At 60.9% G+C, this 20,243-nt stretch carries 19 protein-coding genes; 11 read left to right on the plus strand and 8 right to left on the minus strand.

All coding sequences use genetic code 11. The features are described 5' to 3' along the window. Positions 1-6 precede the first annotated feature (6 nt). Complete coding sequence (gene betA, locus ASB65_RS10170) at positions 7-1,656, plus strand: choline dehydrogenase (RefSeq protein ID WP_020813208.1); 1,650 nt, start codon at positions 7-9, stop codon at positions 1,654-1,656. Positions 1,657-1,659: 3 nt separating this feature from the next. Here betA and ASB65_RS10175 read toward each other — a convergent pair whose 3' ends face one another. Beyond that, positions 1,660-1,959, minus strand: coding sequence for a type II toxin-antitoxin system RelE/ParE family toxin (locus ASB65_RS10175; RefSeq protein ID WP_060723898.1), 300 nt, complete (start codon positions 1,957-1,959; stop codon positions 1,660-1,662). Next, positions 1,956-2,228, minus strand: a complete 273-nt coding sequence (locus ASB65_RS10180; protein WP_060723899.1) for a YlcI/YnfO family protein — start codon at positions 2,226-2,228, stop codon at positions 1,956-1,958. Before ASB65_RS10180 ends, ASB65_RS10175 begins: the two co-directional genes overlap by 4 nt. 151 nt (positions 2,229-2,379) lie before the next feature. On the opposite strand from ASB65_RS10180, the gene ASB65_RS10185 reads away from it, so the two are divergent. Further along, positions 2,380-3,723, plus strand: coding sequence for a chloride channel protein (locus ASB65_RS10185; RefSeq protein ID WP_060723900.1), 1,344 nt, complete (start codon positions 2,380-2,382; stop codon positions 3,721-3,723). 4 nt (positions 3,724-3,727) lie between these two features. On the opposite strand, the gene ASB65_RS10190 is transcribed toward ASB65_RS10185, so the two are convergent. Next, on the minus strand, positions 3,728-4,480 hold the full coding sequence (locus tag ASB65_RS10190) for a DUF3750 domain-containing protein (protein WP_060723901.1): 753 nt from the start codon (positions 4,478-4,480) through the stop codon (positions 3,728-3,730). Between the two features lie 73 nt (positions 4,481-4,553). On the opposite strand from ASB65_RS10190, the gene ASB65_RS10195 reads away from it, so the two are divergent. Both ASB65_RS10195 and ASB65_RS10200 read left to right on the plus strand, forming a co-directional pair. Further along, positions 4,554-5,552, plus strand: coding sequence for an asparaginase (locus ASB65_RS10195; protein ID WP_060723902.1), 999 nt, complete (start codon positions 4,554-4,556; stop codon positions 5,550-5,552). A 134-nt stretch (positions 5,553-5,686) separates the two neighbouring features. After that, positions 5,687-6,307: a glutathione S-transferase family protein gene (locus tag ASB65_RS10200; protein WP_060723903.1), complete on the plus strand. Its 621-nt coding sequence runs from the start codon at positions 5,687-5,689 to the stop codon at positions 6,305-6,307. 93 nt (positions 6,308-6,400) lie between these two features. Here ASB65_RS10200 and ASB65_RS10205 read toward each other — a convergent pair whose 3' ends face one another. Together ASB65_RS10205 and ASB65_RS10210 are read right to left on the minus strand one after the other, a co-directional pair. After that, complete coding sequence (locus tag ASB65_RS10205) at positions 6,401-7,060, minus strand: glutathione S-transferase family protein (protein ID WP_003508979.1); 660 nt, start codon at positions 7,058-7,060, stop codon at positions 6,401-6,403. Between the two features lie 82 nt (positions 7,061-7,142). Then, entirely contained in the window at positions 7,143-7,658 is a 516-nt protein-coding gene (locus tag ASB65_RS10210) for a MarR family winged helix-turn-helix transcriptional regulator (protein WP_003508977.1), read from the minus strand. Between the two features lie 141 nt (positions 7,659-7,799). On the opposite strand from ASB65_RS10210, the gene ASB65_RS10215 reads away from it, so the two are divergent. The 4 genes from ASB65_RS10215 (at position 7,800) to ASB65_RS10230 (ending at position 13,370) form a co-directional block, all read left to right on the plus strand. Then, the gene (locus tag ASB65_RS10215; protein WP_060723904.1) at positions 7,800-9,329 is read left to right on the plus strand and encodes an MDR family MFS transporter; all 1,530 of its coding nucleotides are present in this window, start codon (positions 7,800-7,802) and stop codon (positions 9,327-9,329) included. A 257-nt stretch (positions 9,330-9,586) separates the two neighbouring features. Next, entirely contained in the window at positions 9,587-10,603 is a 1,017-nt protein-coding gene (locus ASB65_RS10220; RefSeq protein WP_060723905.1) for a ligase-associated DNA damage response exonuclease, read from the plus strand. Between the two features lies 1 nt (position 10,604). After that, positions 10,605-12,230, plus strand: a complete 1,626-nt coding sequence (locus ASB65_RS10225; protein ID WP_060723906.1) for a cisplatin damage response ATP-dependent DNA ligase — start codon at positions 10,605-10,607, stop codon at positions 12,228-12,230. 174 nt (positions 12,231-12,404) lie between these two features. After that, positions 12,405-13,370 (plus strand): alpha/beta hydrolase family protein, encoded by a 966-nt coding sequence (locus ASB65_RS10230; protein ID WP_060723907.1) that lies wholly within the window; start codon positions 12,405-12,407, stop codon positions 13,368-13,370. Between the two features lie 38 nt (positions 13,371-13,408). Here the strand turns inward: ASB65_RS10230 and ASB65_RS10235 are convergent, their stop codons facing one another. Continuing rightward, positions 13,409-14,191 carry a glycosyltransferase family 32 protein gene (locus tag ASB65_RS10235; RefSeq protein WP_060723908.1) on the minus strand — a complete coding sequence of 261 codons (783 nt, stop codon included), beginning with the start codon at positions 14,189-14,191 and terminating at the stop codon, positions 13,409-13,411. A 154-nt stretch (positions 14,192-14,345) separates the two neighbouring features. Then, positions 14,346-17,075 (minus strand): heavy metal translocating P-type ATPase, encoded by a 2,730-nt coding sequence (locus ASB65_RS10240; RefSeq protein ID WP_060723909.1) that lies wholly within the window; start codon positions 17,073-17,075, stop codon positions 14,346-14,348. 166 nt (positions 17,076-17,241) lie between these two features. On the opposite strand from ASB65_RS10240, the gene ASB65_RS10245 reads away from it, so the two are divergent. Together ASB65_RS10245 and ASB65_RS10250 are read left to right on the plus strand one after the other, a co-directional pair. Further along, a complete protein-coding gene (locus tag ASB65_RS10245) occupies positions 17,242-18,150 on the plus strand; it encodes a L,D-transpeptidase (RefSeq protein ID WP_060723910.1) in 909 nt (302 codons plus the stop codon). A gap of 155 nt (positions 18,151-18,305) precedes the next feature. Continuing rightward, positions 18,306-19,031 (plus strand): L,D-transpeptidase, encoded by a 726-nt coding sequence (locus tag ASB65_RS10250; protein WP_003509381.1) that lies wholly within the window; start codon positions 18,306-18,308, stop codon positions 19,029-19,031. Between the two features lie 55 nt (positions 19,032-19,086). Here ASB65_RS10250 and ASB65_RS10255 read toward each other — a convergent pair whose 3' ends face one another. After that, a complete protein-coding gene (locus ASB65_RS10255; RefSeq protein WP_060723911.1) occupies positions 19,087-19,545 on the minus strand; it encodes a MarR family winged helix-turn-helix transcriptional regulator in 459 nt (152 codons plus the stop codon). 191 nt (positions 19,546-19,736) lie between these two features. On the opposite strand from ASB65_RS10255, the gene ASB65_RS10260 reads away from it, so the two are divergent. Next, positions 19,737-20,159: an organic hydroperoxide resistance protein gene (locus ASB65_RS10260; protein WP_003509379.1), complete on the plus strand. Its 423-nt coding sequence runs from the start codon at positions 19,737-19,739 to the stop codon at positions 20,157-20,159. Positions 20,160-20,243: the final 84 nt, after the last annotated feature.

Genomic DNA, 20,243 nt, shown 5'->3' on the forward strand with positions numbered 1-20,243 from the left:
CAAATCATGCAGGCAGATTACGTCATCGTCGGTTCGGGCTCCGCAGGCTCCGCCATCGCCTATCGCCTGTCGGAAGACGGTCGTTATTCTGTCATCGTCATCGAGGCAGGCGGTTCCGATTTCGGCCCCTTTATCCAGATGCCCGCCGCACTCGCGTGGCCGATGAGCATGAAGCGCTACAATTGGGGTTATCTCTCCGAGCCCGAACCCAATCTCGACAACCGCCGCATCACCGCCCCGCGCGGCAAGGTCATCGGCGGCTCGTCCTCCATCAACGGCCTCGTTTACGTGCGCGGCCACGCGGAGGATTTCAACCGCTGGGAAGAGCTTGGCGCGCATGGCTGGGCCTATGCGGATGTGCTGCCTTACTTCAAGCGCATGGAGCACAGCCATGGCGGCGAGGAAGGCTGGCGCGGCACGGATGGGCCGCTGCATGTGCAGCGTGGCCCCGTCAGCAATCCGCTGTTCCACGCCTTCATTCAGGCGGGCGCGCAGGCGGGCTTTGAACTGACGGACGATTATAACGGCTCCAAGCAGGAGGGTTTCGGCCTGATGGAGCAGACCATCCACAATGGCCGCCGCTGGTCCGCCGCCAATGCCTATCTGAAGCCGGCGCTGAAGCGCGGCAACGTCACGCTGGTCAATGGTTTCGCCCGCAAGATCGTCATCGAGAACGGCCGCGCCGTGGGTGTCGAGATCGAACGCAAGGGCGTGGTGGAAACCGTCACGGCCAATCGCGAGGTCATCCTTTCGGCCTCCTCGTTCAACTCGCCGAAACTGCTGATGCTTTCGGGCGTCGGTCCTGCTGCCCATCTGAAAGACATGGGCATCGAAGTGAAGGCGGATCGTCCGGGCGTCGGCGCAAATCTTCAGGACCATATGGAGTTTTATTTCCAGCAGGTCTCCACCAAGCCGGTCTCGCTTTATTCCTGGCTTCCATGGTTCTGGCAGGGCGTGGCGGGCGCGCAATGGCTGCTGTCAAAAGGCGGGCTTGGCGCCTCCAACCAGTTCGAGGCCTGCGCCTTCCTGCGCTCCGCGCCCGGTCTGAAACAGCCCGATATCCAGTATCATTTCCTGCCCGTGGCCATTTCCTATGACGGCAAGGCCGCCGCAAAAAGCCATGGTTTTCAGGTGCATGTCGGCTACAACCTGTCGAAATCGCGCGGCAACGTCACCCTGCGCTCTGCCGATCCGCATGACGACCCGGTCATCCGCTTCAACTATATGAGCCATCAGGAAGACTGGGAAAAATTCCGCCATTGCGTGCGCCTGACGCGCGAAATCTTCAGCCAGAAAGCCTTTGACGATTTTCGCGGGCCGGAAATCCAGCCGGGCGAAAATGTCGGGACGGATGAGGAAATTGACGCCTTTTTGCGGGAGCATCTGGAAAGCGCCTATCACCCCTGCGGCACCTGCCGGATGGGCGACAAGGACGACCCGATGGCCGTCGTCGATCCCGAATGCCGGGTCATCGGAGTGGAGGGCCTGAGGGTTGCCGACAGCTCGATCTTCCCGCATGTGACCTATGGCAACCTGAACGGCCCGTCGATCATGACCGGCGAAAAGGCGGCGGACCACATTCTCGGCAAGACCCCGCTGCCGCGTTCCAATCAGGAACCATGGGTGAACCCGCGCGCGGCCGTCAGCGACCGGTGAGGATCAATGGTAGTCGTCCTCGCGCTGGTGGCGGACGGCGGCAATGGTGACGGTTTCCGGGCCATCAATGCGGAACAGCACGATATAGCCTGATGAACCGAAGGGCAGGAGGAGCTCGCGTATGAGGCTGTTTTCGGCAGATGCCTTGCGGCAACTGAAAGGAAAATCGCCGAGAATCTCCAGTCCTGCTCTTATGGCGCGGATTGCTTTCTCAGCCACATCGATGTCGTAGGCGATCAGAAAATCATAGATGCGATCAAAATCGGCCAAGGCTTCTTTGGTATAGCGAAGCTCATACGTCATTTCCGCTTCGCGGCTTTCGCAGCATCAAGTTTCTTTTGCATCATCGAAAGAACATCGTCGGTGCTATAATAAATGCCGGTGCGCTCCGCTTCTTCGAGTGACGCCAGCCCGCGCGCAATGAATTCCGCCTGCGATTTACGGATTTGCACCTGCCTGCGCACGGACTCTTCAACGAAGGAAGAAAGCGTCTCGCCTTCCTTCAGCACGCTTTCAGCAGCCTCGCGAAAATCCGCCGTCACCCGCAGCGAAGGGATCGTTGCCGTTTTCATATCTACGTCTCCGTGCGTTGCAATTGCGACGCAAAGAATGCGCCGATGGGGGCGACCTGTCAAATGCAAAACCTTGCAATCACGTCCGGGGAGGCAGATAAACGGGCATCCCGCCCGAGAAACAATACCGAAATCACAGATCTGGACCGCCATGCCCGTCGACTACAAAAAGCTGAAGATGCTCCGCCGTTCCCGTGTCGTGTGGGGTTCATGGCGGGTGTGGAGGCCGAGGGCGGTTTTCTGGATTGGCGCGATCGCTGTCGGCCTTATCAGCGTCGGCTTTGCATGGCTTGCGGATCGGGCCCAGCACCTTTTCTTCGCGGCGACATCATCGGGTGAATGGGCGTTTCTGCTGCCGCTCATAATCACGCCGCTCGGCTTCACCCTGTGCGCATGGCTTGCGATCACGGTCTTTCCCAATGCCGGCGGTAGCGGCATTCCCCAGGCCATCGCCGCCCGGCACCTGCGGGATGATGCGGACCGTTCGCGGCTTCTGTCGCTGAAACTCGCTTTCGGTAAGGTGGTACTGACGGTTGCCGGCCTACTCTCCGGCGCCTCCATCGGCCGAGAGGGGCCGACGGTGCAGGTCGGGGCTTCGATCATGCTACAGGCGGCGCGCTGGGGCGGCATGGCGCAGGCAAAGGGTCTCATCCTCGCGGGATCGGCGGCGGGCATCGCGGCGGCGTTCAACACGCCGCTGGCCGGCATCGTCTTTGCCATCGAGGAGATGAGCAAGACCTATGAATCCCGCGCCAACGGCCTTGTGCTGACCGCCGTCATCCTGTCGGGCCTCGCCTCGCTGGCGCTGGTCGGCAGCTATACCTATTTCGGCACCAGCTCCGTCATGGCGAAAACGACGATGGACTGGCTGCTGGTGTTGATCTGCGGTGTCGGCGGCGGCGCATTTGGTGCGCTGTTCAGCGCCGCGGCCCTGCGACTGTCCGCCCGTATCAGGCGTTTTGCCCAGACCATGCCGCTGAAGCGGATGCTGGCCGTGGCGGCAGCCTGCGGCCTTGCCTCTGCGGCAATCGGAATAGCGTCTGGAGGCGCGACATTCGGAACCGGCTATGAACAGGCACGCGCCACAATCGAGGGTGAGGCCGCACCGGCATTCTTCTTCATCGAAAAACTGGCGGCGACCTTTCTGGCAATGATGTCAGGCATCCCGGGCGGCATCTTTGCGCCCTCGCTGTCGGTGGGCGCGGGTTTCGGCAGCACCATGGCCACCTTGCTCGGCACCAGCATCGGCCTTGGCGCGATCGTCGGCATGGCGGGTTATCTTGCCGGCGTGGTGCAGGCGCCGATGACGGCCTTTGTCATCATCCTTGAAATGACCGGTAATCATGAAGGCGTCATGCCCATCATGGCTGCATCGATGCTGGGATATCTGACATCGCGGCTTTTCTCCCGCGAGCCGCTTTATCATGGCCTGTCGCGGGTCTTCATCGCCCAGAGCATCCGCGCCAGACGCGCCGCTCAGGCCAGCGAAATGTAACGGCTTAGGCGCGGATGCCCGCCACGCCGAAATAACCGAGCCCCGGTATCTTCACACCGGGCCGGCCAAAATCGATGCCGGCGACCAGGCCGAGAAAGTTGACCTCAAAACCGCTGCGGGCACCTGCCGAAATACCGAACAACCCGCCCAGCGAAACGCTCGCATCCTTCCAGTCGTCGGCGATGTGGTAAAACGCACCGTCCGGCAGGTAGTCGCGCCCCACCGCGTCCGGCGGCAGCACGACGCCCAGTTCCGGCACGCTGCGCAGCACATGGGCGACGAAGGTGTTGGAGTTGGGGCCGGGATAGATGCGATAGCCGCCCGGCCGACCATAGGGGTAATCGGCAATCGCCTTTTCGATTTTCGGGATCAGCTTTTCCGCTTCCGCGCCGTGAATGGCCACCACCTGGCGCGGCATGTTGGAATACCAGTAGGCGTCCGCTGCATAACCATTATGGCGGATCGGCGTGCCCCAGCCCACCTTGTCGTAACGGTCATAGGTCGCAGCACCGGGCTTTTTCAGCACGACCCAGGCATGGCTGGCGACGGACCCCTTGAAGCCACCGGTCATGGCGGAAAAGACGTAGACCGCGGCTTCTCTGTCGCTCGACGCCACCGGCAGCATGCCGGAGGACGACCATCTTGCGGCGTTCCAGCCGCGCGGATGGTCCTTCATGGCCCATAGCCCCGCCGATGCCAGTGCCGGCAGCAGATAGATAATGGCAATCGCCAGCAGCAGACGTTTTGCAAATTTCACTGACAGCCCCGTGCATCGAAAAATCAATTGCGGTATCAACGACATAAAATCAGAATTTTTTGAGGCTGAGAGAATGAACAATTCCGTTACCGTCGAAGTCACCAGGGGCAATCTCGTCGAAAGCCGCCATCAGGGTCTTGTCGTGGTGGTGGATGGTGATGGCGGCGTGCTGTTTTCGTCTGGTGATATCGAGCGCGGCATCTTCCCGCGTTCCGCCTGCAAGGCCATGCAGGCGCTGCCGCTGGTGGAAAGTGGTGCTGCGGATGCCTATGGTTTCGGTAACCGCGAACTCGCATTCGCCTGTTCGTCCCATTCCGGCGAGGACGCGCATGTGGAACTCGCCGCTTCGATGCTTGCGAAGGCGGGCAGGGATGTGGATACGCTGGAATGTGGCGCACACTGGTCTTCGGACCAGAAAACCATCATCCATCAGGCTCGTACACTGGAAAAGCCGACAGCGCTGCATAATAATTGCTCCGGCAAACATTCCGGTTTCATCTGCGCCTGTTGCCACACCGGCACCGATCCCAGGGGCTATGTCGGTTACGATCACCCGCTGCAGCGGGAAATCCGCGCCACGATGGAAAGCCTGACGGGTGCTGCTCTCGGCCAGGACAATTGCGGCGTGGATGGCTGCTCCATCCCCACCTATGCCGTACCGCTCAAAGGGCTGGCGCATGGTTTCGCGAAGATGGCGACGGGCAGGGGGCTGGAAGCGGGTCGTGCGACAGCGTCGCGCCGTCTCATCGAGGCCTGCATGGCAGAACCCTTTTATGTGGCGGGCACCGGCCGCGCCTGCACGAGGCTGATGCAGATCGCGCCGGGAAAAATCTTCGCAAAGACCGGCGCGGAGGGCGTTTTCGTCGCCGCCCTGCCGGAAAAGGGTATCGCCATGGCGGTGAAATGCGAAGACGGTACGACACGCGCGGCCGAAGCCGTGGTATCCGCACTGCTCGCCCGCTATTTCGATGAAGGCAGCGCCGAGCAGCAGGCGCTGAGCAGCATGGCGAACCGGCAGATGCGCAACTGGAACGGCATCCACGTCGGCGATGTCAGAGTCGTCGGGCTCTAAATAACCTTTGACGCGGCCGGTTGCCGGCACGATGATGACGTGCCCTGTATGTGACGGCCATCCCACGGCCGCCGCGGGCCGGCGTCCGCATGAGGAAGAAACGGGCGCTTCATTGCTTTGGAGGTCGCATATCCATGTTCACACTGTTCTTCTCCCCCGGTTCCTGTTCTCGCGCCAGCCATATCGTGCTTGAGGAATCCGGCCTGCCTTACAAGGCCCATCGCGTCAATTTCGCGGAGGGCGAGCAACGCTCCGAGGCATTTTTAAAGATCAATCCCAAGGGCCGCGTGCCGGCGCTGGCCACCGCAAGCGGCGTGCTGACGGAGACGCCCGCCATTCTCGCCTTTATCGCCCAGATGGCGCCTGAAAAGAAGCTCGCGCCGCTCGATGATCCCTTCGAATTCGCGTTGATGCAGTCCTTCAACGCCTTCATTTCTTCGACCGTGCATGTCGCCCATGCGCATGGCCGGCGCGGCAGCCGCTGGGCGAATGAGGATAGCTCGCTGGCCGATATGAAGGCGAAAGTGCCGCAGACCATGGGCGAGTGCTTCGAACTGATCGAGCACGGCATGCTGCACGGCCCATGGGTTCTTGGTACGGCCTATTCGGTTGCCGATCCCTATCTTTTCGTCATGTCCGGCTGGCTGGAAAGCGATGGCGTGGATATTGCCCGTTTCCCGAAGGTGCATGACCACTTCCGCCGCATGAGCGACCGCCCGGCGGTGCAGCGGGCGCTTGCGGGGGAGAGGGGCTGAGAGGCCCCAGCTCGGTCTTGTGGTTGCTCCCTCATTTCTGTGACAAGCACAGGAATGAGGGCAGAGAGACACGCTGGCGGAGTGTTCTCCCGCTCAGGCCGCCTCGGCCGCGCGGGTATCCCACATCGTCTTGAACGCCGTGCGGGTCTGGCAGCGGTCCAGCCAGGCTTTCAGCGCCGGATGGGCATCGAACAGCGGCTTGTGGCCCTGTGCGTAACGAACGATTTCCGCGGCGTTGAGATCGGCCACGGTGAAACGGTCGCCCACCAGGTATTCGTGGCTGGAAAGGTGCTGCTCCAGCACCCGGAAGGGGCGCTTCAGCAGGCGGGCGGCGACATCGATCACCGCCTTGCCGCTATCGCTTTCCGACAGGCCCTCGGCGATCGCAGAGGAAATCTTTAGCGAATTGGTTTCGATTTCGGTCGCGGCAAAGAAGGACCATTGCAGCATCGCCGCATCTTCCTTCAAATCGACCGGCGCAAGCGGTCCGCCATATTTGCGGGCGAGATAGAGGTTGATGGCCATGGATTCGTAAAGCACCATGCCGTCATCCTCGATGCAGGGAATGGTGCCCATCGGGTTGACGGCCAGAAAATCCGGGGACAGCGTGTTGAGCGGCGCATCCGCAGCCAGCGGATCGGCAAGACGGCGGGCCTGTATGACCGGCACATGTTTGAATTCTATGCCGAGTTCCCCTGCCAGCCACAACGTGCGCGTGGCGCGGGAACGGTAGACACCGTAAATCGTCAACATCGAAATTACCCCTTCAACCTGTCAGATGGCGGCACGTTACGGTCTAGCCCTTTTAAAGTGAAGCTGCGGATCGCAGGGTCAACTATGATTTTTTCTGATCCGTCAGGAGGTCCGTGTCCGGCGACAGCCGGCATTCGAAGCGGTCGATGAACCGCTCGAACAGGCGGGCGAAAGTCTCCACATCCTCCGCCGGCCAGCCATCCATTACATCCTCGATGACGCTCATCTTGGTCCGGCGCATTTCCTGCAAAAGACTGGTGCCGAGCGGCGTGATCTCGACAATGCTGCGGCGGCCGTCTTCCTGGGAAACGCCGCGTTTCAGCAGGCCGCGCCCGACCATATCCGCCACCACACGGCTGCCCCGCGAGGGATCGATGCGCATGCCCTCGGCAATCGCACCCACGGTAACGTCGCCTTCCGCCCGGCGCAGAATGTCGAGCACGTCGATATGGGAAAGTTCCAGACCCGGAGCGAGCTTGGCAAGCGCCATGCGGCCGATGATGCGGCGGCCGATCATGATGCGCATGCGCGTCATCGTATTGCCGATCCGCTTGATGTCCTCAGGCAGATCCTCGTTCCAGTTTTCCTCAGTCGCCACGCTTCATCGTCCCTTTCGATGCAATTTCCCGATCACATTTAGCGGCATTAGCATAGATGTCAAAAACTTGCCATTGACATATATATGCTGATAGCACACAAATTGCCGCAGTAAAACCGCCGTAAGCCAACGAGATTTTTCATGGATATGTCCACCGCCCCCGTGGCGTCGCTTGTGTCGGATCATCGGCGCAGGCTCATCGTCTTTCTGTTTCTGATGCTGGCCATGTTCATGGCGACCCTCGACAACCAGATCGTATCCACAGCACTGCCCACCATCGTCGGTGAATTCGGCGCGCTGGAGCGTTTCGGCTGGATCGGCTCGGCCTATCTTCTGGCGACCAGCGCGGTCATGCCGGTTTATGGCAAGCTCGGTGATCTGTTCGGCCGCAAATATGTGATGATCGCAGCGGTTGTCATCTTCACGCTCGGCTCGCTGGCCTGCGGGCTGGCCTGGTCGATGGATTCGCTGATTGCGGCCCGCGTGCTGCAGGGGCTTGGCGGCGGCGGCATCATGGTATCGATCTTTTCCGTCAATGCGGATCTGTTCGAACCGCGCGAGCGCGCCCGTTACCAGAGCTATTCCAGCCTCACCATCATGGCGTCTGGCAGTGTCGGCCCGATCCTCGGCGGCACGATGAGCGACCTGTTCGGCTGGCGGTCGATCTTCCTCATCAACCTGCCGCTCGGCATTATCGTCATTGCAGGTCTGGCGCTGATGCTGCCCTATCGCCGTCCGGCCCGCCAGCCGAAGATCGATTATCTCGGCGCGGTCCTCTTGGCGGCCACCATTGCCAGCGTGGTCTTCTGGGCAGACAGCAGCGAATTGTTCGGCTCGCTGATCGCAGGCCCCAGTCTCGGCATCATCGCTTTCGCCGTCATCGCCGCTTTCCTCTGGGTGCAGGTGGAACGCCGCGCGCCGGAACCCGTCGTGCCGCTCAGGCTCTTCAAGGACAGCACCTTTCCGCTCTTGATGATCGTTTCGCTGACCAGCGGCGGCATCGGTATCGGCATGGTCAATTATTACGCCCTGTTCCTGCAGACCACGACCGGCCTTTCGCCTTCCCATGCCGGCCTGTTCTTCATCGCCGTCACCGGCGGCATCGTCATGGGTTCGCTTTCAGCCGGGCGGCTGATTTCGATCACCGGCGTCTACAAGCCCTTCTCGGTGGCGGGTCTCACCATCAACCTCATCGCCATGCTGCTCTTCACGCAGATGCATGCAGGAACGCCGCTTCCCCTGATCGCCGCGTTGATGCTGGTGCAGGGTTTCGCCGTTGGCCTCGGCCAGCAGGCGCCGATCATCGGCGTGCAGAATTCCGCGCCCAAGGCGGATATAGGTGCGGCGAGCGGCGCGGTGACGCTGACCCGCATGGGCGGCGCGGCCATCGCCATCTCGGTCTATGGCGCCATCGTATCATCGAGCCTCAGGGGCGTGGCCGTCGATATTCCCGGTGTCGGCAAGATCGAGGAGCTGACGCCGAAAATCCTCTCCGAACTTCCCGCCGCCTCACAGGCCGCAGTCGCCTCGCTTTATTCGGATGCCTTCACTCCACTCTTTTTCGCAGCGGCCGCGACCGCCGCCATCGGCCTTGCGGCGGCGCTGATGCTGAAGCCGGTGCGGTTGCCAGCAGCGGTGCAGGCAAAGCCGGCGGAAGAGGCGGCGGAGTAGGCAGGTAGGCAGTTGTGAACGCTGGTTTTGTGCTGAAACCTCTCCTCCGTCATACCGGCCTTGTGCCGGTATCCAGTCAGCCCAAGTCCTTGGGCTGAGAGCTCTTCCCGCCGCGCAGACGCGCGGCTGCTAGATTCCGGCTCAAGGCCGGAATGACGGGAGATGCTTGCTAAACAAAAACACCGCCACTGGAAATTTAACGCCCGTTCCGCGTTATTCTCGCAGCACTTTACATTCGCGCGGGCGGCCCTATCTCAATGAATATGAAGCCGGAACAGCTGTTGAACTCCACGCCCAAGGGTCTTTATTGCCCGGCGGGCGATTTTTATGTCGATCCCGTCCGCCCGGTGGCGCGGGCGCTCATCACCCATGGCCATTCCGATCACGCCCGCGCCGGCCATGGCGCGGTGCTGGCCACGCGCCAGACGCTCGATATCATGCGCATCCGCTACGGCGAGGACTTCTGCGGCAAAGAGCAGGCGGTCGCTTTCGGTGAAACGGTGGATGTCAATGGCGTGACGGTGGGTTTCCATCCGGCGGGCCATGTTCTCGGCTCCGCACAGATCTCCGTGGAAATGAACGGCCTGCGCATCGTCGCCTCGGGCGATTACAAGCGCGGCGTCGACCCTACCTGCGCGCCCTTCGAGACGGTGCCATGCGATGTCTTCATCACAGAGGCCACCTTCGGCCTGCCGGTGTTCCATCATCCGCTGCCGCGGGTGGAAATCGGCAAGCTGCTCACCTCCATCAAACAGTTTCCCGAACGCACCCATCTGGTCGGGGCTTATTCGCTGGGCAAGGCGCAGCGCGTCATTCGGCTGCTCCGCGACAACGGTTATTCCGATCCCATCTATATTCACGGCGCGCTGGCCAGACTTTGCGATTATTATGTCTCTGAGGGTATCGATCTCGGCGATCTGCGCCCCGCGACGCTCGAAAAAAGCGATCCTTGCGCCTTCAAGGGCGCGATTGTCGTCGGTCCGCCCTCGGCGTTTCAGGAGCGCTGGGCGCGCCGTTTCAACGAGCCGCTGATTGCCTTTGCGTCCGGCTGGATGATGGTGCGGCAGAGGGCAAAGCAGGGCGGCGTGGAGCTGCCGCTGGTCATATCAGACCATTGCGACTGGCCGGAACTTCTAGAGACGATCAAGGAAATTTCGCCGCAAGCCGTCTGGGTCACCCATGGCCGTGAGGAGGCGCTGGTGCGCTGGTGCGAATTGCAGGGCATTGCCGCCAAGCCGCTGCATCTTGTCGGTTACGAGGATGAGGGGGATTGAAATGAAAGCTTTCGCCACGCTCCTTGACCGCCTCGTTCTCACCCCCTCACGCAACGGCAAGCTGAAGCTGTTGACCGATTATTTCCGCGATACGCCCGATCCCGACCGGGGTTACGGCCTGGCGGCCATTGCCGGCACGCTCGACCTCAAAAGCGTCAAACCGGCCCTGCTGCGTGAGCTGGTGCTGGAGCGGATGGATGAAGTGCTGTTCCGCTATTCCTATGATTATGTGGGCGATCTTGCCGAGACCATATCGCTGGTCTGGGGCAATATCGGCGGCGCTGATGACGCCGAGGCTCAGGACCCGCGTCTCGGCGAAGTCGTCACACTGATGAATTCACTCGGCCGCACGGAGGTGCGCGGCGCGGTGCGCGATCTGCTCGACCGGCTCGATACGTCCTCGCGTTTCGCTTTCCTCAAACTTGCAACCGGCAGCCTGCGCATCGGCGTTTCGGCGCGGCTGGCGCGTCAGGCGCTGGCGGATTTTGCGGATAAGGACATCACCGAGATCGAGACCCTCTGGCACGGTCTGACGCCGCCCTATACGTCGCTTTTCGCATGGCTTGAGGGCAAGTCGGACCGGCCGGTGCTGGCGACACCAGCCATCTTCCACTCGGTGATGCTGGCGACGCCGGTGGCCGATGGTGATCTCGATGGGCTGGACCCGGCCGACTATGCCGCGGAATGGAAATGGGACGGCATTCGCGTGCAGCTGTCCCGCGCCGGTGGGACACGAAAACTCTATTCCCGTTCCGGCGACGATATTTCCGGCGCCTTTCCCGATGTTCTCGAGGCGATCGATTTCGAAGGCGTGATGGATGGCGAGTTGCTGATCGGCGGGACAGCGCGGTCCAGCAATCTCACCCGCACCTTTTCCGACCTGCAGCAGCGGCTGAACCGCAAGACGGTGACGGCAAAGATGCTGGACGACTATCCCGCCTTCATCCGCGCCTATGATCTGCTGTTTGATGGCGAGAGCGATATCCGCGCGCAGACCTATCTGGAGCGCCGTGGCAGGCTGTCTGACATCATCGAACATGCGCCGCATGACCGTTTCGACCTGTCGCCGCTGATCGGCTTTTCCAGCTGGACGGAGCTCGACACACTGCGTGCCGCGCCGCCCGATCCTGTCATCGAGGGTGTGATGATCAAGCGCCGCGACAGCACCTATCAGGCCGGCCGCGCCAAAGGGCCGTGGTTCAAGTGGAAACGAGATCCCTATAATATCGACGCTGTCATGATGTATGCCCAGCGCGGCCACGGCAAAAGGTCGAGCTATTATTCCGATTTCACCTTCGGTGTCTGGGCGGAAGGCGAGGATGGCGAACAGCTCGTGCCCGTGGGCAAGGCCTATTTCGGCTTCACCGATGCGGAGCTGGAGGTGCTGGACAAGTTCGTTCGCGACAATACCGTCGAGCGTTTCGGCCCGGTGCGGGCGGTGCGCGCCACGCCGGATTTCGGTTTCGTGCTTGAAGTGGCCTTCGAAGGGATCAACCGCCCCCCCCGCCACAAATCCGGCGTCGCCATGCGTTTCCCCCGCATTGCCCGGCTGCGCGCCGACAAGCTGCCCGCGGAAGCAGACAGGCTTTCGACGCTGGTGGCGATGATCGATGGTGTGGAGGGGTAGGGGGCTGCGCCACCTCACTCGTTCCTGTGACAAGCACAGGAATGAGGGAGGTGTTTTGTCCAGAAATTGCCATGATGGCTGCGAATACATTGTTGTCATTCGCGAATCCGTGATTGGACAGCCTCCCGCCGCAGTGTTGAACTGCTGTTACAACCATCCTCGTCAGGTGAACATATGGCAGACAAACGCTTTCTTTCCTCACCCTTCGGACAGGAAGAGAGCGGCCCGATCTCGCCGGGCATGACGCGGCGCAGAGTGCTGGCCGGCGCCGGGGGGCTGTCAGCGGCGGGTTTCCCGCCGCCCGCCGTGAAAGCGGGCATTCCCACACCCGAAGTTCTGCCGCTGGAAAGGCAGGATTGTGCGGAGGCCCGCCGACGGGTCCACACGCATCTGCTGCGCAAGATGGCCGCGCCGGAAAAATCCTCGGTGCTTGGCACGCCGCCCGGGGCGGAGCGTGTCACCTATCCCGGCGGGCCGGATGGTTCCATCGAACTGGTCGCCTGGCTCTCCCATTATCAGCCGTCAAAAACGCTGAAACCCGCTGTGCTTTTCCTCCACGGCGGCAACGCCACCGGTGACGGCCACTGGGCGCTGATGAAGCCCTATTGGGAAGCGGGCTTCGTTGTGCTGCTTCCGTCCTTTCGCGGCGAAAACGGCCAGAATGGCAATTATTCCGGCTTCTACGACGAAACGGCGGATGCGCTGGCGGCGGCGGCCTATCTGGAAAATCTTCCCGGCATCGACAGAAAGCGGTTCTTCATCGCCGGCCATTCCAATGGCGGCACGCTGACGCTTCTGGCCGCCATGAGCCGTAAATTCCGCGCCGCCGCGCCCATATCCGCCGGTGTCAATTCATGGCGTTATTTCAACCGCTATACCGACGAGATCTGTTTCGACGAAACCGACGAACGCGAATTCATCATGCGCTCTTCCGTCTGTTTCGGCCCCAGCCTCAAATGCCCGGCCCTGCTTTTGCGTGGCACGGAGGAGCGGCCCTTCGACGGCGACCACCAGCTTTTCGTGGATCGCGCCCTGACATCCGGCTTCAAGGTCGATAAAAAACTGCTGCCCGGCAACCATAATGGCGTGGTTCCGGGCGCGGTGGAAGAAAGCATCCGCTTTTTCAACGGTTTCGTCTAAACGCGATATTGCGCCGCTGCTCGCAGGCGCATGGCGTCCTAGTTCTTGACGATGGACGTCTTGGCCTGCTCGGCCCACCATGCGCCGTCTTTTTTGTCGGCATATTGCGCGCGCTTGTTGGTAAATTGCCCCTGGGTGCACATTTCGCGGTAATTGCGAACCGGCAGCCCGAGTTCCTTGACGACGGCATGCACCACCGTCGGGCCGGTCATGTCATAGACGCTGACGAGCGTTCCCTCTTCAATATTCTGGGCAATACGATCGGCTATCAGCCTGAGCGCCGGGTGGCCGGGTTTTGATGCCATGAAGTAATTTGTGATTTCGCCGCTTTTCATGGCAATGAAAACGGCTTCTTCATCCGTGCCGATCACATCTTCCGGGCGCGCCGCAAAATTGGAATCGATATCCAGATAGATGCCGCCTTCCTGCAGAAGAACCAGAATACGCCAGAAATCCGCCTTGGCGGCGCCAACCTGCAATCGCCGGAAGGCATCGGCATAACGTCCGGGAAAATGCTGGTCGATATAGGCCTGGCACGCCTCGTCATCATGGTAGCGATATTCGAATTCCGGTGTCAGCCAGCGGTTGAACAGGAAATTCGCATAGATCGGCGTCGTTACCCGGTTGGAGTAATTCGTCTGCCAGATGATGCGCGGAATGGCTTTTTCCGATTTCGGGCTGCGTCTGGCAGGCTGATACTCCGGAAGCGTCTTTCTTCTGCCGGGGCGGATGAAGAGATCGATGGAGAAAATAACCTTGACGATGTTGCCGCCGATCTTGATCGCGCGGTACGCAATGCGGTTATAGCCAGTCTTAGCCAAGTTCAGCGCTCCTGCGCGTGGAATCGTTTGTCACGCGCGTGGGAAACGGCGGTACGCGGTATTTATTGGACGCAATTAGTTTGTCAATACGCTGAAAATGAGACCGGCCGAGCCCGGATTAACGAGGCTCGGCCGGTTTGGGAGAGGGCTGCGATCAGGCTTTGTTGCGGTTGAAATATCCAAGCAGCCGCATGGCGTTGGCGGTGACCAGAACCGTAGCACCTGTATCGGCGAAAACGGCGAGCCACAGGCCGGAAAGGCCGGTGACGGTCGTGACCAGAAATACCGCCTTCAGGCCGAGCGCGATCGTCACGTTCTGACGGATATTGCTCATGGTGGCGCGTGACAGGCCGATGAGGCGGGCGGCATCGCCGACATTGTTGCGCATCAGCGCCGCATCCGCCGCTTCCATTGCCACATCGGTGCCCGAGCCGATGGCGACACCGACGCTGGCCGCCGCAAGGGCAGGCGCATCGTTGATGCCGTCACCCACCATCACCACGGTCTTCTTTTCGGCAAGCTTGCGGATTTCCTCGACCTTGTTCTGCGGCAGGAGTTCGCCGCGTGCCTCAAGGCCCAGCTTGTTGCCGATGGCCTTTGCCGTGCGGGCATTGTCACCCGACAGCATCAGCGAGGAAATGCCCATCTCCTTCAGCGCTTTCACGCCTTCGGCAGCATCCTTGCGCGGTTCGTCGCGCATGGCGAAGAGGCCGCTTGCCGCCCCGCCGACTATCACGACGGCCACCGTCTTGCCTTCGCTTTCCAGTGCGGAGATGCGATCGGCGAGATCCTTCGAAAGGGTGCCGACCTCCGTTGCAAAGCGCGGTGCGCCGATGAACAGGTCTTTTCCACCGACATTGCCCTGCATGCCGCGACCGGAAATCGCCTTGATGTTGGAACCGGGCAGGGGCTTCACGCCCAGCTTTTCGGCGTGATTGACGATGGCGCGGGCGAGCGGATGGCTCGATTCATGCTCGATGGTTGCGGCTTGCGCAATCAGGCTGGCCTCGTTGCCGTCGAGCGCCACCACGTCGGTCACGACGGGTTCGCCGAGCGTCAGCGTGCCGGTCTTGTCGAAGGCGACGGTTTCGGCGCGCGCCAGCATTTCGATGACCGCGCCGCCCTTCACCAGCATGCCGTGACGTGCCGCAGCCGAAAGGCTGGAGGCTATCGCTGCGGGAACCGAAATGACCAGCGCGCAGGGGCAACCGATCAGCAGCAGGGCGAGACCGCGATAGATCCACGTATCCCAGTCGCCGAGGCCGGCGAGCGGCGGCACGATGATGGTGAGCACGGAGATCGCCACGATCAGCGGCATGTAATAACGCGAGAAGCTCTGGATGAAGCGCTCGGTCGGGGCACGCGCATCCTGCGCTTCTTCGACAAGCGTGATGATGCGGGCAATGGTATTGTCTTCCGGCGCGCGGTCGACGCGGATGCGCAGCGAGCCGTCATGGTTGATCGAGCCGGCAAAGACGCGTGCGCCCTTTTCCTTGGCGACGGGAATGCTCTCTCCGGTCATCGGCGATTCGTCGACGCTGGACTGGCCTTCCATGACAACGCCATCGGCGGCGATACGGTCGCCAGGACGCGCCACGACCACCTGACCGATGCGCACCTGATCGGCGGCAACCTGCTGAAGCGCACCGTTTTCTTCCACCAGCGCCGTCTTCGGCAAGAGCGAACCGAGCGCCTTGATGCCGGAACGTGCGCGGGCGGCGGCAAAGCCTTCCAGCAATTCACCGACGGAGAAGAGCAGCACGACAATAGCCGCCTCTTCCGCCTCGCCGATGATGATCGCGCCAATGGCGGCAATGGTCATCAGCATCTCGATGGTGAAGACCGCGCCGAAACGGGCGGCATTGAAGGCGTTCTTCGCGATCGGGAAAAGCGTGACCAGCGTGGCGATGATGAAGGCATAACCGCCCCATGCGGGGAAGGTCAGTTCCGCAGCATAGGCAATGGCGACCAGAATGGTGCCGGTGAAGGTGTTGCGCGCCTTTGCTGTGCGCCACCAGACACCTTTTTCATCCGCGCCATGGGCATGGCCCACTTCCGCGCCCTGCGCTGAAGCCGCCGGAGCGGAACCATGCGAATGGCCTGCATGGTCGTGGCCGGAATGATCGTGACCAGAATGGTCATGTTTGGAGTGGTCATGATCATGCCCGCTGCAGGACGCGTGATCGTGCCCGGAATGGTCATGATCTGAATGGTCATGATCTGAATGTTCATGATCTGAATGGTCGTGGTCGTGGTGATGCCCGCCGCACGACCCGTGGTCATGGTCGTGATCCGCCACTTTTTCACGCGCGGTCTTTTCCTGCGGCAGCAGGGCCGGTTCAAATCCGAGCTTGCGCAGCGTGTCCTCGATTTTTTCGACCGGGGTTTTGTTCTCGGCCAGCGAAAGGTTCAGCCGTTCGCGGGCAACCGAGACCTTGACGTCGCCAACGCCGGGCAGGCGGGAAAGCGCGGTTTCAATCTTCGCGGCGCAGCTGCCGCAATCCATGCCGCCGACCGAAAAAGTCAGCGCATTGTTCTTTTCAGCGGCCGTTTCGGCCTCGTCATGGTGGTGACCGCCGCAGGAGGAATGGTCGTGATGATCGGCCTCGACCTTTGCCTGGGGAGCCTTTTCGCGCGGCAGCAAAGCGGGTTTGAAGCCAAGCTTGCGCAGCGTATCCTCGATTTTTTCGACCGAGGTTTTCTGTTCGGCCACCGAGAGGTTCAGCCTTTCGCGGGCAACCGACACCTTGACGTCGCCAACGCCGGGCAGGCGGGAAAGTGCGGTTTCAATCTTCGCCGCGCAGCTGCCGCAATCCATGCCGCCGACCGTGAAGGTCAGTTCCTCCGATTCCCCGTTCAAACTGCCGCGTGTCGAAATATTCATGGTTTCGCTCCTGAATTCCAGTCGACAGTCAATCTGGCACCTCTAGCAACTAGAGCTTCAAGAGGAAAAATGCAGTTTTTCGATTTTTTTTGAAAAGCCGACGCCAGCTTCGCGCCAGCCGCACGGTTCATCATGACGGTAGATTGGATTCCATGAAGCGGTTCAGATGATAGCACTCCTTTTGAAAAATGGTCGCCGGGCGGCCTCTCTGGTCGGGCTTGCGCTGCTGCCTCTGATGAGCGGCTGCCTTTTCGTGACGGATACGACCCGGATGGACCCTGACGTCTTCGTCAGGGAAACGGCGCCGGTGTTCAACTTCAATTCCGTCAGTTCCAATCGCCAGCCGGAACTGCCGCCGCAGCCGGGCCAGCTTTCGACGCGCCCGCCGGATCTGTTCAGAACCCGCTTCCATCAGGAATACGGCCCGCCGGTGCGCGGGCAGGGGCTCAATGCGCCGCAGGTGCAGGGTTTTAACGCGCAGCAGCCGCAGGGCCAGACGATGGCCTATGGCCTGCCTGTCTCCAATCCGCTGCATCGGGTCATGTATGGCCCTATCCGCGACGAAGACCGCTCGCTGCCCGCCATTCCCTATGGTCGCATCGATTCGCGTTATCTCCGGCAGGAAGTCAGTTACCAGACGGCGGAAGCGCCGGGCACCATAGTCGTCGATACCAGGCAGCATTTCCTTTACCTCGTGCAGTCCGGCGGCAAGGCGATCCGTTACGGTGTTGGGCTGGGGCGTGACGGTTATGCCTGGTCGGGCCGCGGCAAGATCCAGTGGAAGGCGAAATGGCCGCGCTGGACGCCGCCCGATGAAATGGTCAAGCGCCAGCCGGAACTCGCCTCCATCTCCGCCGCCAATGGCGGCATGACGCCCGGTCTCAACAACCCGCTCGGTGCGCGCGCGCTTTATATTTTCAAGGACGGCAAGGACACGCTTTACCGCGTGCATGGCACGCCGGACTGGCAGTCCGTCGGCAAGGCAACGTCCTCCGGCTGCGTGCGCATGCTCAATCAGGATGTGATCGATCTTTACGAGCGCGTGCCCCAAGGGGCGCAGATTGTGGTTATCTGAACACGTTCTAAAAGAAAGAGATATGGGACCCATTCCGCCAGCACCTTGTGACTGGCTTTTAGCGGTCGGTTAACTATTTTCGCAATACGCATGACACGGAACAAATGACGTACAACGGCGATATAGCCGTTCGAAATGTGGGACAAACCGGCCTTATGACAAGCACCGACACAGATCTTTCCAGACGCACCTTCCTTTCCCTTCTCGGCCTTTCCTCCGCTTCGCTTCTCGCAGGCTGCGCCTCATCGGGCACGGGAGACGCCATCCGCCAGCAGGCGAGCGCCATCGGCAGCGATTTCCGGCAGATGTTTTCGCCGGGCGTCAGCGATGCGGAACTGGCCGTCATGTACGGCTCGGTTGAAGATGGCGGTTACGTCATTCCCGCCGTACCCTATCAGAAAATCGACCGGCGTTATTACCGCCAGCGGGTTGTCGATCCGACCGGCGAGCGCCCCGGTACCGTTGTCGTCGATACACGCTCGCGCTTCCTTTATGTCGTGGAGCAGGGCGGCAGCGCCATGCGTTACGGCGTTGGCATCGGCCGCGATGGTTTCGCCTGGTCGGGCGAGGGCGTCATCCAGTGGCGTCAGAAATGGCCGAAATGGACCCCGCCGGATGAGATGGTCGCCCGCCAGCCGGAACTGGTCAAATATTCTTCCAAGAATGGCGGCATGCCACCGGGCCTGAAGAACCCGCTCGGTGCCCGCGCGCTCTACATCTTCCAGAACGGCAAGGACACGCTTTACCGTCTGCACGGCTCGCCGGAATGGAACTCCATCGGCAAGGCCGTCTCCTCCGGTTGCGTGCGCCTGATGAACCAGGACGTCATTGACCTCTACGACCGCGTACCGCAGAAGGCGCGTGTGGTGGTGTGGCAATAAGCCGAAAACGCTTCGAATAAAAAGGCGGCCCTGTGCCGCCTTTTTCTTTTTTGGGTTAGGGCCGGGTGAGGCTGTCCTTCAGCGCATTCACCCGGTCGCGAATCTGCACCAGTTCCTCCAGCCCGCAGCCGGTGGCGCTGCCGATCGCCGCCATGATCTTCACGCCCTCTTTTTTGAGGTTCGCGCCCTTGTGCGTCAGGGCCACCAGCACCTGCCGCTCATCCACGGTGCCGCGCTTGCGGGTGATCAGCCCGGCATGTTCCAGCCTTTTCAGCAATGGCGACAGCGTGCCGGAATCAAGGCCCAGCATTTCGCCAAGCGCCTTGACGGTGGATGTCTCCTTTTCCCACAGCGCCATCATGACCAGATATTGCGGATAGGTCAGCCCGATAGGATCGAGCAGCGGCTTATAGGCGCGTGTGAAGGCGTGTGCCGCGCCATAAAGGGCAAAACATATCTGCTGGTCCAGCCTCAACAGGCTTTCCATCTTCTTCTCGTCGCCCTCTGCGTCCATTTTCGTGCTCCAAAATCAACCGGGGAGGGAACAATCAGCCCCCGCTTTCGGTTCCTGCCGCATGGATGCGCGGCGAAATTTCGTGAAAATTATCGCAAAAAACGATTTCGTATTCAACGTGCAAAATTATATTGCGCACAATTCAATTGTTCGATATAAGAACTCAACACCAACCCGAAGGAGTAAATGTCATGCCCATTCTCTACACGACCAAAGCATCCGCCACCGGTGGCCGCGCCGGCAACGCCAAGTCGGAAGACGGCGTTCTCGACGTTACGCTGACCGTTCCGAAGGAACTGGGCGGCGATGGCGCCCGTGGCACCAATCCAGAACAGCTTTTCGCAGCCGGTTATTCCGCCTGCTTCCTGGGCGCGCTGAAATTTGTCGCCGGCAAGGAAAAGGTAAAGATTCCTGAAGACACCACTGTGACGGCAACCGTCGGTATCGGCCCGCGCGAAGATGGCGGCGGTTTCGGCATCGAAGTGTCGCTGAAGGCAAATATTCCGGGCGTCGAGCGCGAAGTCGCCGAAAAGCTGGTTGCTGCCGCTCACATCGTTTGCCCTTACAGCCACGCCATGCGCACCTCCACGGAAGTGCCGGTCTCGGTGGCCTGATCCAATCCGCGTGAGCAATTCCATGTGAGCAATGAGGCCGGGTTTATCCCGGCCTTCTTGTTTGTGGAAATAAATATGCTATAT

This window comes from Agrobacterium tumefaciens str. B6, from assembly GCF_001541315.1.
Taxonomy (GTDB): domain Bacteria; phylum Pseudomonadota; class Alphaproteobacteria; order Rhizobiales; family Rhizobiaceae; genus Agrobacterium; species Agrobacterium radiobacter.

Coding starts and splice junctions, on each gene's coding strand:
- ASB65_RS10205 (WP_003508979.1), bottom strand. CDS start 7,060: ATGTTGACGATTTACGGTGTCTACCGTTCCCGCGCCACGCGCACGTTG.
- ASB65_RS10220 (WP_060723905.1), top strand. CDS start 9,587: ATGAATATGAAGCCGGAACAGCTGTTGAACTCCACGCCCAAGGGTCTT.
- ASB65_RS10195 (WP_060723902.1), top strand. CDS start 4,554: ATGAACAATTCCGTTACCGTCGAAGTCACCAGGGGCAATCTCGTCGAA.
- ASB65_RS10175 (WP_060723898.1), bottom strand. CDS start 1,959: ATGACGTATGAGCTTCGCTATACCAAAGAAGCCTTGGCCGATTTTGAT.
- ASB65_RS10200 (WP_060723903.1), top strand. CDS start 5,687: ATGTTCACACTGTTCTTCTCCCCCGGTTCCTGTTCTCGCGCCAGCCAT.
- ASB65_RS10240 (WP_060723909.1), bottom strand. CDS start 17,075: ATGAATATTTCGACACGCGGCAGTTTGAACGGGGAATCGGAGGAACTG.
- ASB65_RS10215 (WP_060723904.1), top strand. CDS start 7,800: ATGGATATGTCCACCGCCCCCGTGGCGTCGCTTGTGTCGGATCATCGG.
- ASB65_RS10250 (WP_003509381.1), top strand. CDS start 18,306: ATGACAAGCACCGACACAGATCTTTCCAGACGCACCTTCCTTTCCCTT.
- ASB65_RS10225 (WP_060723906.1), top strand. CDS start 10,605: ATGAAAGCTTTCGCCACGCTCCTTGACCGCCTCGTTCTCACCCCCTCA.
- betA (WP_020813208.1), top strand. CDS start 7: ATGCAGGCAGATTACGTCATCGTCGGTTCGGGCTCCGCAGGCTCCGCC.
- ASB65_RS10260 (WP_003509379.1), top strand. CDS start 19,737: ATGCCCATTCTCTACACGACCAAAGCATCCGCCACCGGTGGCCGCGCC.
- ASB65_RS10180 (WP_060723899.1), bottom strand. CDS start 2,228: ATGAAAACGGCAACGATCCCTTCGCTGCGGGTGACGGCGGATTTTCGC.
- ASB65_RS10255 (WP_060723911.1), bottom strand. CDS start 19,545: ATGGACGCAGAGGGCGACGAGAAGAAGATGGAAAGCCTGTTGAGGCTG.
- ASB65_RS10185 (WP_060723900.1), top strand. CDS start 2,380: ATGCCCGTCGACTACAAAAAGCTGAAGATGCTCCGCCGTTCCCGTGTC.
- ASB65_RS10245 (WP_060723910.1), top strand. CDS start 17,242: ATGATAGCACTCCTTTTGAAAAATGGTCGCCGGGCGGCCTCTCTGGTC.
- ASB65_RS10230 (WP_060723907.1), top strand. CDS start 12,405: ATGGCAGACAAACGCTTTCTTTCCTCACCCTTCGGACAGGAAGAGAGC.